The following is a 12025-nucleotide window of genomic DNA, read 5'->3' as shown; positions in this document are numbered from 1 at the left end:
CCCCGTCCTCCCATCGCTCTGCGCCGTTTATGCGTGATTTTCTTGCTTATGCATCGGTTTTTTCCGAAAAGCGCTTCACACTTTTCGGTCCGATGCACTACATAGCGGCAAACAAAATTCCCCCGTGGAGCAATTTATCCGATGGCACGTCAGTTCATTTACCACATGGCCGGCCTTAACAAGGCCTACGGCAACAAGAAGGTTTTGGAGAATATCCATCTGTCCTTCTATCCCGATGCGAAGATCGGCATCCTCGGCCCGAACGGCGCCGGCAAGTCGACCGTGCTCAAGATCATGGCCGGCCTCGATACGGAATATACCGGCGAGGCATGGCTCGCGGATGGCGCGACACTCGGCTATCTCGCTCAGGAGCCGCAGCTCGACGAGAGCCTGAACGTGCTCGGCAACGTGATGGAAGGCGTTGCCGACAAGAAGGCGATCCTCGACCGCTACAACGAACTGATGATGAACTATTCCGACGAGACGGCGGAAGAGGGCGCCAAGCTCCAGGACATCATCGACAGCCAGAACCTCTGGGATCTCGAAAGCCAGGTGGAGATGGCGATGGAGGCGCTCCGCTGCCCGCCGGGCGACGCGACCATCGACAATCTCTCCGGCGGTGAAAAGCGCCGCGTCGCGCTCTGCCAACTGCTGCTGCGCCAGCCCGACCTGCTGCTGCTCGACGAACCGACCAATCACCTCGACGCCGAGACGATCGCCTGGCTCGAAAAGCATCTGCGGGAATATCCCGGTGCCATCCTGATGGTCACCCCCGACCGCTACTTCCTCGACAACGTCACCGGCTGGATCCTCGAGCTCGACCGCGGCCGCGGCATTCCCTACGAGGGCAACTATTCCGCCTATTTGCAGGCCAAGGCGAAGCGCATGTCACAGGAAGAGCGCGAAGAGGGCGCCCGCCAGAAGGCGCTTGCCCGCGAGCAGGAGTGGATCGCATCCTCTCCCAAGGCCCGCCAGGCGAAGTCCAAGGCCCGTATCCGCGCCTATGACGAACTGGTCAAGGCGGCGGAGGATCGTCGTCCCGGCGAAGCGCAGATCATCATTCCGGTCGGCGAGCGGCTCGGACAGGTGGTCATCGAGGCGGAGAACATCTCCAAGTCCTATGGCGACCGCGTGCTCTTCGAAAATCTCTCCTTCAAGCTGCCGCCCGGCGGTATCGTCGGCGTCATCGGCCCGAACGGCGCCGGCAAGACCACGCTGTTCCGCCTGATCACCGGTCAGGAAAAACCGGACAGCGGCGATATCCGCGTCGGCGACACCGTCCATCTCGGTTACGTTGACCAGAGCCGCGATTCGCTCGACGGCAAGAAGACCGTCTGGGAGGAGATTTCGGGCGGCAACGATATCATCAAGCTCGGCAAGCACGAGATGAACTCCCGTGCCTATTGCGGCGCCTTCAATTTCAAGGGCGGCGATCAGCAGCAGAAGGTCGGCACGCTTTCCGGCGGCCAGCGCAACCGCGTGCATCTCGCCAAGATGCTGAAAGCCGGCGGCAACGTGCTGCTTCTCGATGAGCCGACCAACGACCTCGATACGGAAACCCTCTCGGCGCTCGAAGATGCGCTCGAAAGTTTTGCCGGCTGCGCGGTCATCATCAGCCACGACCGCATGTTCCTCGACCGTCTGGCCACCCATATCCTTGCTTTTGAAGGCGACAGCCATGTCGAATGGTTCGAAGGCAATTTCGAGGATTACGAAGCCGACAAGATCCGTCGTCTCGGTGCCGACGCGGTCAATCCCAAACGCGTCACCTACAAGCGTCTGACGCGCTGAGCAAAAGGCACTTCGACGAATTGTTGAGCCCCGTTTCGGCGGGGCTTTTTCATGCTTCTCATTTAAGTCGCACCTTATAAATGCGAGAAATTACTCCAACTATTTGATAGTGGGGCCGCAAGAAAACGCAAAGACTCTCCTCCTAGGTTGTCAACGATAGCAGGACCATGCCCGTTCGGTCCTTGGCGCCATCATGAGGATGGGAGACTGGGGAGTGATTGATCGCCATGGCCCGTTTCATTGAACGTCTGTCTTTTCGGACTTCTCTGGCACTTGTCGCTGTTATACCAACCGCTGCTGCGATCGTGCTCGGTGCGGCTTTGGGGCTGAGTGCCTATGAGAATTACAGGCAGTTCGACAGGACGCGGACGCTTACCAAACTTGTAGGGCCGGCCGGTAGCATGATGAATGCGATCTCCGCTGAAAGCTATGCGGGACCTGCTGAGCGCGATGCAGCGCGCAAGAACGCGGATACGATCGAGAAGGCTCTGGTCGACAACTATGCTCGCATCAAGTCGCAGGGCATGGCCGACCGCGGACTTGAGGAGACGATTACCGCCCTGGAGGATCGTTACGCCCGCATGGGCGAATTCCGCGCCAAGATCGATGCCGGCGACAAGAACCCGCTTCTTACCGCACAATATCTCACGCCCTTGTCGCAGCAGACGCTCGATACTGTGGCTCGTGTTGCCAACCTGACCGAGGATCGCGCGCTGGCGCGCGCCATCGATGGCATTCATGCATTGGTGCAGGTCAATAATGGCTATGCGATTGTGACCCGGATGGGCCAGCAATTCGCCAAGAATGGTACGCTGACGTCCGAGGAAGTGGCCCGTTATGTTCAGGGTCGCCAGCAGGTGCGCATCTACGAAAAGCATATGCGTGCTGCACTGGCGCCAACGGTGCTGGCCAAGCTTGACGCTTTCTGGAACGCGCCCGACGGTGCGTTCGCAATTGACCTCCTGAAGACCTTCGATGCACTGAAACTTCATACGCCCGCTGCCACGGACTACGACCGATGGACTGTCGCGATGGAACAGCGCAGGTTGCTCTCGGCCGATCTGGTCGAGGAGGCTTCGGGAGAGCTGGTACGTCTCGCCGACGACCTGACGATGGGCGCTTCCAACAGGCTATTGACGATCAGTGGCGTGCTCGTTGCCTTGATCGCCGTCGTCGCCTGCTTCAGTTTCCTTGTTGCCTCCAGCCTGTCCGGTTCGATCCGCCGTATCAGTGGCCGGATGGCGAGCCTTGCTGCAGGCAATACCGAGGAAGCCATTCCCTATGCGGATCGCAAGGACGAGATCGGTGACATGGCGCGCTCGGTCGAGGTCTTCCGCGAAGCTGCCATCCGCAACAATGAACTCGAAGCAGAGGCCGATGCCAGCCGCCGCCGTTCGGAGGCCGAGCGTGTCGAAATGCAGCGGCAGACGGAGGCCGAAGCCGAGGCCCGTCTCAACCAGGCGACCGGTGCGCTTGCCGCGCACTTGCGACGCCTCGCAAACGGGGACATGCTCTGTGAGGTGAACGAAGCCTTCGCGCCGCAGTTCGAAGGTCTGCGGCACGACTTCAATACGTCAGTCCGTCAGCTCCGCGATGCACTTTTGAGTGTCGGCAACTCGGTTTCGACCGTTACCAGCGGCTCGAAGGAAATCTCGGATGCCTCGGATAACTTGTCCAAGCGCACCGAACAGCAGGCCGCCTCGCTGGAGGAGACAGCAGCAGCTCTTGAAGAGATCACTGCCAATGTGGTGGCGACGTCAAAGCGTACCTCCGAGGCTCGTGATGTCGTCCGCGATGCCCGCGCACGCGCTGACCAATCGGGGCACGTCGTTCGCAATGCGGTCGCAGCGATGGAGCGGATCGAGAAGTCGTCGCATCAGATCGGCCAGATCATCGGCGTCATCGACGAGATCGCCTTCCAGACCAATCTCCTGGCGCTCAATGCGGGTGTCGAGGCGGCGCGCGCCGGCGATGCCGGCAAGGGCTTTGCCGTCGTCGCCCAGGAAGTGCGCGAACTCGCGCAACGCTCCGCGAATGCCGCGAAAGAAATCAAGGCGCTTATCTCCAACTCGGCGGTTGCCGTGGGCGAGGGCGTCAAGCTGGTCAGCGATACGGGCGAAGGCCTTGGCGTGATCGAGCATCTGGTCCAGACCGTCACCGCCCATATGGACGCGATCGCGACTGCGGCCCAGGAGCAATCGGCAGGGCTGGCGCAGGTCAACACTGCCGTCAACCACATGGACCAGTCGACTCAGCAGAATGCGGCGATGGTGGAAGAGATGAATGCCGCTGGCGCTGGTCTCGCACAGGAAAGCGCCAAGCTTAGCGATCTGCTGTCGCACTTCCAGCTCGGGGGCAGCAGCGCAACCTCTCCGCTTCGCGATGCCGCCGCTCGCATGCGTGCTCCGGCGGCGACTGTATCTGCTCCTCGGCCTACCACACCCACCCGCCAGGCCTCTTCGCGCGCGCCAGTCTCTCACGGCAATGTCGCTGTGGCGCAGTCCGCGGAGGAGTGGGAAGAGTTCTGATCGCGACAGAGATCATCGGAGAGATCGATCAGGCGGATTGGGAAGGGCGGTCTTCGGGCCGCCTTTCCTCGTTCTGCCGATCCCTTGCCGCATGGATCGTTTAGTGCTTGCATAAAGTCGCAAAATCACATAAACATATCTTTATATGTTGATTGGCTGGAGATGTGTCGGAATGGGTATGGCGCTGGATACGCTGGTGGATGTCCTGAAGACTGCAGGCGAGCCCACGCGCTTCCGCCTGCTGGCGTTGCTTGCAGCCGGAGACCTTACCGTTACCGATCTCACGGAAATCCTGGGACAGTCGCAGCCGCGCATTTCGCGGCATCTGAAGCTTTTGGCCGAAGAGGCTTTGATCGACCGTTACCAGGAGGGGGCATGGGCCTATTTCCGGCTGAAGCAGGACGGGAAGGCGGCAACGCTCGTCAGGACCCTGCTGGCCGCCTCCTCCGAGGAGGATCCGGTGCTTCTGCGCGACAGCGAGCGGCTTGCGACCGTCAAACGCCTGAGATCAGAACATGCCCAGGCCTATTTCAGCCGCAACGCATCCGAATGGGATGAACTTCGCCGGCTGCATGTCAGCGACGCCGCCGTCGAAGCGACACTGCTAAAGCTTGTCGGCACGACGCCGGTAGACTCGCTTCTCGACCTCGGTACCGGCACGGGCTGGATCCTGCAGCTACTATCGAAGCTTTATCGCCGCGCCATCGGCATTGATGCGAGCCGCGATATGCTCGCAGTGGCGCGCGCCAATCTCGATAAGGCCGGCATCGTCAAGGCTTCGGTCCGACACGGCGACATCCTCAACCTGCCGCTCGAAGGGCAGGATTTCGACCTCATCACCATTCATCAGGTGCTGCACTTCCTCGATCAGCCGGAACTGGCGATCGCGGAAGCCGCCCGCGTGCTGCGGCCGGGCGGGCGGCTGCTGATCGTCGACCTTGCGCCGCATGCGCTCGAATATCTGCGCGATGACCACGCCCATGTGCGTCTCGGCTTTTCCCATCAGGTGATGGCGGAATGGCTTGAGAAGGTCGGCCTCGAAGTCGAAGAGGCGATCGATCTCGGTTCCGGCAAGGAAGGTGCGCTGACTGCCACCGTCTGGCTCGCCCGCGACCGCAGGCTGCTCATCGCTTCGCATGCACCCGCTGAAACCCAAACCGCGCTTTAAGGGAGCTGAATCCATGACCGCACACCGCGAATCTTTCAGCGTCTCCTTCGAATTCTTTCCGCCGAAGTCGGATGAGATGGAAATCCAGCTTTGGGAAACCGTCGAACAGCTCTCCGGCTGGGACCCGGATTTCGTCTCCGTGACTTACGGCGCGGGCGGTTCCACCAAGGAGCCGACGCTCGCGGCGGTGACGCGGATGATCGGCGAGGAAAAGCTTCCGACGGCGGCGCATCTGACCTGTGTCGATGCTTCGCGTGACGAAATCCGCTCCGTCATCGAGGATTACCGCGTCGCCGGAGTTCGGCGCATCGTGGCGTTGCGCGGTGATCCGACCAGCGGGATCGGCACGGCCTATGCTCCTCATCCCGAAGGCTTTGCCGAGACGGCCGATCTGGTGCGCGCCCTAGTGGAATATGGGGATTTCGATGTGTCGGTATCCGCCTATCCCGAAAAGCATCCGGAAAGTGCCGATCTCGCGGCAGATATCGATACCCTGAAGCGCAAGGCGGATGCGGGTGCTGCGCGGGCGCTCAGCCAGTTCTTTTTCGACAATGATATCTTCGAGCGCTACCTCGAAAAGGTTCGGGCGGCCGGAATCGGCATTCCCGTCGTCCCGGGTATCATGCCGATCCAGAACCTGACGCAGCTCAAGCGCTTCGCCAGGCGCTGCGGCTCCTCCGTGCCGGCTTTTCTCGACGCCCGATTCGAGGGATTGGACGAGAAGCCCGAGGAACGTGAAAAGGTTGCCGCCGATATCGCCGCCGAACAGATGGAGGATCTGGGCCGTCGCGGTATCCGCGATTTCCACATCTATACGATGAACCGTGCGCCGCTCGTCTCCGCCGTGTTGCAACGCCTCGGGCGTCGACAGATCAGCAGCCCTCGTATTGCCGCTGCCTGAAAATGAAAAACGCATGCTCCTTTGCGAGGAGCATGCGTTTCATTGGAAGTGCTGATATCAAACGGTCATGGATGCGAGATATATGACCTGTTAGTGGGAACCTCGTGGCGGCTCAGATGAAGAGCATGGATACCACGAACACGAACGCTGCACCGACTATCAGGACATTCAGAGAGTATGTACGTCCCATGTCTGCCTCCTTGCGTTGACCATTAAATTTTATGTCGTTTTCGTGGCGCTTGGAAAGCAGATTCTATGCTGCACTGCCGTCGGGAACGAAACAAGTTTCACTGCTTCTTTCTATATATAACTGATTATATTGCCTAAATTTCCCACGAAGATTCGTGCGGCAAAAGTTAAAAACCGGTACACGACTGTTAATATCCGTCATATTTCGTGAGGGGTTCGTCCTCTTACGAGACTTTCTCCGGCTGATTGCTGCGATAGCGAAGAAGCCTTCCGTCGAGCAAAACGAGGCCGAGGCCGATCAGCAGCATGCCGATCAGATCAGTCATCCCCAACCGCTCGCCGAGGAAAAGCGCTCCCAGCAGGATGGCGCTCGGAGGAACGACGAGCGTCACGAGAGAGGCATTGGTGGCACCCGCCATGCTCAGAATCCGGAAGAAGAGCAGGTAGGCGAAAGCGGTTGAAAGAAGCGCCAGAGCCAGGATCGCCAGCACTGCATGGGCGGATGGCACGGGCAACATCCATGGCTTGTCGGCGATGAGCGAGACGGGCAGCATGATCAGTGTCGAGGCAGTCAGTTGTCCCGTTGCGGATACCGGTGCCGGCAGGCTGCGGAAGCGCTTGCCATAGGTGCCGGCGACGCCATAGGAGACTGCCGCAAGCACCGGCAGCACCAGCGCCCAGAGGGGAGCAGAGGCGGCATCCGTCACGCTCGGACCGATCAACACCGCCGTGCCGGCCAGGCCGGTCAGACAGCCTGCCAGTTTTGCCGTCGTCAATTTTTCATCCGTCGTCCAGCGATTGGCGATCAGCACCGTCCAGATCGGTGTGGTGGCATTGAGGATAGAGGCAAGGCCTGCGCCGATCTCGGTCTGACCGAAGAAGATCAGCGTGTGGGGCAGGGCATTGTTGACGAATCCCATGACGAGGAACGCGCGCCAATGGGTTGCAAGCGTCTCATAGAGGCCGAAACGGCCATGGAGATAGATATGCAGGGCGAGCGCCGCGAGGAAGAGGCGCAGGAATACCAGAGTGAAGGGCGGTACTTCCAGGACCGCGACGCGTGCAAAGAAGAATGAGCCGCCCCAGATCAGTCCGAGCAACAGGATAAGCGCCCAGGCGGAGGCACTGGGCTTCGGATTGGTGGCGCTCGTCATGCGGTTCTCCCTCTCATTGAAGCGAGGAATAGCCGTCAAATCACGGAGTCGCCACCCGAATCTTGAATGATAGGATACCGCTTGCTCACAGGGCCGACAGAAGCGCCTGGGTCGGCCAACCGTCCGCAGGCATGCCAAGCCGTGCCTGTTCCTTCTGGACCGCGGTGCGCGTGCCCGAGCCCAGGATGCCGTCCACCTTGCCGACATCGTGCCCGAGCGCTTCGAGCCTGGCCTGCAGCGCCTTCATGCCGGTATCGTCCAGGCCGAGGTCGGGCGTGCCTTTCAGATAGGGCGGGGCGCCGGAAAGCCGGGTCGCAAAATAGGCGGCGGAAGTTGTGTAGATGAAGGATTGGTTCCACTCGAGGTAGATGCCGAAATTCGGGTATGTGAGGAAGGCGGGTCCCTTGCGGCCCTGGGGCAGGATAAGCGCCGCCGGTAGGTCACCGAAGCTCGTCTCATTGTCGCGCGGGGTCACGCCCAGCTTGAACCATTCGCTTGCCGGAATCTCGTTGCCAAGCCCGGACTTTTCCCAAGGGAGGCTTTCCGGAAGTGTTACCTCCTGGATCCAGGGCTGACCGGCCTTGAAGCCGAGACTCTGGATGAATTTTGCTGCCGTCAGGATGGCGTCCGGCGCGCTGCCCTTGACGTTGACATGGCCGTCGCCATCACCGTCGATGCCATAGGCGATAATGTCCTCAGGCAGCATCTGGACCTGTCCGACCTCGCCCGCCCAGGCGCCGGTATTGGTGGCAGGGTTCAGGTCGCCATGCTGCACCATTTCAATCAGGGCGATGAGTTGCGGGCGAAAGAGTTCGGGTCTGCGGCAGTCATGCGACAGTGTCACCAGTGCATTGCGCGTATTGAAATCACCTTGGACCGCGCCGAAATCGGTTTCCATGGCCCAGAAGGCGGTAATGACGCCGGGGGCTACGCCGAATTCGCGTTCCGCACGGGCAAACACATCGGCATATTGCTTCAGTTTCTGACGGCCGATGTCGAGGCGGGCCTGGCTGACGGTGCGCTGCGAGAATTCGAGAAAGGTCTGGCGGAAAACGCCCTGGGCGCGATCGCGGGAGAGCACCTTCTGGTCGATCTGCGCGCCGGCAAGCGCCTCATCGGCGGCCCTCGCCGGAATGCCCTTGGCAACGGCTTCCGCCTTCACACCTTCGAGGAAGGCTCCGAGATCGCCGCCGCAGCCTGGCGCGGGCGTCTGGGCGAGCGCGTTTGAAGCAAGACAACCGGTGATGACGGAGGCGAAGGCAAGGCGGCGGACAAATACGGAGGACATTCGGGGTTCCCAGAGTGAATGAGCACCGCCCGTTTCCGAAAGATTTGTGACCGAAACGTGGGCATTGGTGCGGCTGCCGCAGTTATTACCGCAACGCATCGTACAGCGCCAGATGGCTATTCCGCAGAGGCGACGGTCTTGTTGTCGCTGACGGTCGCAACCCAGCTGTTCCAGTTCTTGGCCGTGCCTGCAAAAACGTTGATATCTGTCTCGCCCTTGATGCCCGGCACAACGCCGGTCGAGGTATATTGCCAGAAGGCCCACCGGCGGCCGGCATAGATTTCGCCCGGATGGGCGGCAACTGACCGCAACCAGAATTGATAGTCGTTGAAGCTGCCGACCAGATTGTCCCGGTGGAAGTCGACCGATGTATAGATGATCGGACGCTTGCCGTAATGGGCTTCGAGACGGTCCATGAAACGCTGCAAGACGTCGCGCACGGTCGCTGAATCGGGCCGAAGCTTGCAGGTCGGGGAGGCGTGGTTCCATTCGGCGTCAAGCACCGGCGGCAGGGTGACGGCTCCCCTCGGCACGTTGGCGATGAACCAGTCGGCCTGTTCGTCGGGTGTCGAGCAGAAATAATAGAAATGATAGGGCGCGTGAGGGATTCCGGCAGCCGCGGCACCGCGCCAGTTCTTTTCGAACGTCGGATCGATGCGATCCTTGCCCTCGGTCGCCTTGATGAAGACGAAGGCTATACCGGACTTCTTCACGGTCGCCCAATCGATGCCGTCGCCGTTCCATTTGGACAGATCGATTCCGTGGACTTCGTGCCGGCCGGGATGATTCTTGCCGAAGTCCTGCGGATCGCTGTCCTTGAACGGCAGTTTCTTGACCGATGCAGTCTCGACGAAATCATAGTCGGTGGACGTGCAGCCCGTCCCGAGGATCGCGGTCGCAATAAGGGCGAGAAGGAGCCGAGGCATGGATGTCCCGTGTTGATGCTGTGCAGGAAGCCACTTGCCCGCGAAGCAACACACGGGAAGCGCAAAGCCCATATTCGCCATATCGTCGTAAAAAGTCGGTTAGGGCAAGAGGGATTCGTGCCGCCAGCACGATGGCGTGCCCGGTCAGCCGCGCCGGCGGATGACCGCATGCCAGGCATAACCCCAGCCGATCTCCTCGAAGATCATATCGGCGTCTGCCGCGGACAGCCTGCTTTCGAGCACCGCGTGCAGGTTGGCGCGAGGTGTCACGTGGAAGCGTGTGAGCCAGGCTTTGAGCAGCCGCCCGAACCAGCCGGGCAGCTGTTCCTGCTGGCCGAAATCGACGATATGTAGCGAGCCGCTCGGCGCCAGCGCCGCAAGGGCGGCATCGATTGCCTTTTCCCAGTCGGGAATCATCGACAGCGCATAGGAGATCAGGATGCGGTCGAACCCTGCAACGCCGAAATCCCCAGCCTTGAAACTGGTGGCGTCGGCGACGCGGAATTCCGGCACGACCGGCTTCCTGTGGAAATTGGCTTGGGCACTCTCCAGCATTTCGGCGGAAATATCGAGACCGTAGAGCTTGGCGGTCGGATAGTGCCGGTGAGCGAGCAGGAGGTTACGGCCCGTGCCGCAGCCGACTTCGAGCAGCGTCGCGCCGGGCGGAACATGCAGCCCGCCGATCGCCCGATCCCGCCCGAAGAGATAATACTTGCGGGTAAGGTCGTAGATATGGCGCTGATACCGGTACATCCGGTCCATGCGTTCGGCATGATCGTGGAACAAGGAAGCGCTCGCCATATCCGTCGCCATCAGGCTCTCTTCACATAGATGTGGAAGCCGCCGTAGATTGCCGAGCGGTCCTGAAGGTTGAGCTCGTGGGAACGCTCATCCAGATACAGCCACTGATCGAGCAAAGCGGGGGAAAGGCGGCCATCGAGCACGCTCTTTTCCGCGGCCGTGCGGAAGATCACCCGAGCGCCCGGAGCGGCCGTTCGGGTGATTTCCGACCATAGGTCGTTCAGCTGCTGATCGTTCATCCAGTCCTGCGCGTCGAGCAGCACGTAGCGATCGACGGTTGCGGCCGCCTTCTGCGCCAGAAGCTCCGTGAAGCTGGCGTGATGGACGGTGACACGCTCTGCGTTGCCGCGGATGGCGCGATAATTCTCGGCCTTGAGATAGGTCGGCAGCGTGCCTTCCTCCGGCTTCGGATAGCGGCGGACGAAGGCCTGCCAGGCGAAATAGTTGTCACGGAGCGGGAAATGGCAGGCGAGCTTTTCGAGGCGCTGGCGAAGGACCGGCGCGATCGAGCCATCCGATGCCAGGCTCGCCAGCTCGTCATATTGCTGCGGCGGAATGCCGAGGCCGAACAGCGAACTCTTGCGGCTCGTGACCCAGCGGATCAGCGGCTTGTCGAAGAGGGGGGCCACGCGGTCGTCGAAGAACTGGCGCTGTTCGCGTAGCGAGCGCGCGTTCGCCATTTCCTTGAGATTGATGCCGTGCAGGCGGGCGATGGCGTGGCCGGCGCCGATGAAACGGCCGAGCAGGCCCGTCTTGTAGATATTGCGGTCGAAGACTTCGATGCGGCGGCGGCCCGAGAGTGACCGCTTGTCCCAATAGGCGCGGGTGGCAATATCAAGGTTCGGAGCGATGAAGGCATCGTAGCTCTTGCTGTTGGAGCGCACGCCGTCCAGGCCGAAATGGCGCACCACATCGCTATGTCCGGGCAGATGGCGGAAGGCGGCAAGCTTCAGCCGGTTCAGCGCCACGTGATGCGGGTTGAGGTCGACCACGTCGATCTTCTTCGGAGAGCGGGAGAGATAGGCGAGCATATTGCAGCCGCCGGAGCCGATGGTCACGATCGTGTGTCCCTCGCCAAGCTCCATCGCCGCCATATCGACGTCCGGGTCTTCCCAGATCTGCGGATAGACGAGGCCGGAGAAAAGCAGCCCGAAAAGCCTCTCCGAAAAACCCTGCCGCGAAAGAGCCTTATGCTGCAGAAGCGCGTCCTTCAGCTTCTGGTTTTTCCGAAAACCGGCTTCCTGTGCAATATCCGCCATGGTCGAATCCCGCCTGTTCA

The 12025-nt window shown here is 60.8% G+C and carries 9 protein-coding genes; 4 read left to right on the top strand and 5 right to left on the bottom strand.

Features of this window, described 5'->3' with window-relative positions; translation table 11 throughout:
• Nucleotides 1-141 precede the first annotated feature (141 nt).
• From ettA to metF, 4 genes are all read left to right on the top strand, one after another.
• On the top strand, nucleotides 142-1791 hold the full coding sequence (gene ettA / locus JL39_RS06430; protein ID WP_037147569.1) for an energy-dependent translational throttle protein EttA: 1650 nt from the start codon (nucleotides 142-144) through the stop codon (nucleotides 1789-1791).
• A gap of 227 nt (nucleotides 1792-2018) precedes the next feature.
• Nucleotides 2019-4319, top strand: coding sequence for a methyl-accepting chemotaxis protein (locus JL39_RS06425; RefSeq protein WP_052182706.1), 2301 nt, complete (start codon nucleotides 2019-2021; stop codon nucleotides 4317-4319).
• A 172-nt stretch (nucleotides 4320-4491) separates the two neighbouring features.
• The gene (locus JL39_RS06420) at nucleotides 4492-5487 is read left to right on the top strand and encodes a metalloregulator ArsR/SmtB family transcription factor (RefSeq protein ID WP_037147566.1); all 996 of its coding nucleotides are present in this window, start codon (nucleotides 4492-4494) and stop codon (nucleotides 5485-5487) included.
• Between the two features lie 13 nt (nucleotides 5488-5500).
• Nucleotides 5501-6388 carry a methylenetetrahydrofolate reductase [NAD(P)H] gene (metF, locus tag JL39_RS06415; protein ID WP_037147563.1) on the top strand — a complete coding sequence of 296 codons (888 nt, stop codon included), beginning with the start codon at nucleotides 5501-5503 and terminating at the stop codon, nucleotides 6386-6388.
• Between the two features lie 413 nt (nucleotides 6389-6801).
• Here metF and JL39_RS06410 read toward each other — a convergent pair whose 3' ends face one another.
• The 5 genes from JL39_RS06410 to JL39_RS06390 all read right to left on the bottom strand — a co-directional run bounded on the left by JL39_RS06410 (nucleotide 6802) and on the right by JL39_RS06390 (nucleotide 12005).
• Nucleotides 6802-7731, bottom strand: coding sequence for a DMT family transporter (locus JL39_RS06410; RefSeq protein ID WP_037147560.1), 930 nt, complete (start codon nucleotides 7729-7731; stop codon nucleotides 6802-6804).
• A gap of 85 nt (nucleotides 7732-7816) precedes the next feature.
• Nucleotides 7817-9019 carry a lytic murein transglycosylase gene (locus JL39_RS06405; RefSeq protein WP_037147557.1) on the bottom strand — a complete coding sequence of 401 codons (1203 nt, stop codon included), beginning with the start codon at nucleotides 9017-9019 and terminating at the stop codon, nucleotides 7817-7819.
• Between the two features lie 116 nt (nucleotides 9020-9135).
• A complete protein-coding gene (locus tag JL39_RS06400) occupies nucleotides 9136-9945 on the bottom strand; it encodes a GH25 family lysozyme (RefSeq protein ID WP_037147554.1) in 810 nt (269 codons plus the stop codon).
• Nucleotides 9946-10089: 144 nt separating this feature from the next.
• Nucleotides 10090-10758, bottom strand: a complete 669-nt coding sequence (locus JL39_RS06395; RefSeq protein ID WP_052182705.1) for a class I SAM-dependent methyltransferase — start codon at nucleotides 10756-10758, stop codon at nucleotides 10090-10092.
• A complete protein-coding gene (locus tag JL39_RS06390; protein ID WP_037148535.1) occupies nucleotides 10758-12005 on the bottom strand; it encodes a DUF3419 family protein in 1248 nt (415 codons plus the stop codon). The genes JL39_RS06395 and JL39_RS06390 overlap by 1 nt, the downstream gene beginning before the upstream one ends.
• Between the last annotated feature and the right edge of the window lie 20 nt (nucleotides 12006-12025).

The organism is Rhizobium sp. YS-1r (genome assembly GCF_000757525.1).
Classification (GTDB): Bacteria; Pseudomonadota; Alphaproteobacteria; order Rhizobiales; family Rhizobiaceae; genus Neorhizobium; species Neorhizobium petrolearium.
The sequence above is the reverse complement of the archived record's forward strand: the minus strand, read 5'-3'. Positions and strand labels throughout refer to the sequence as shown.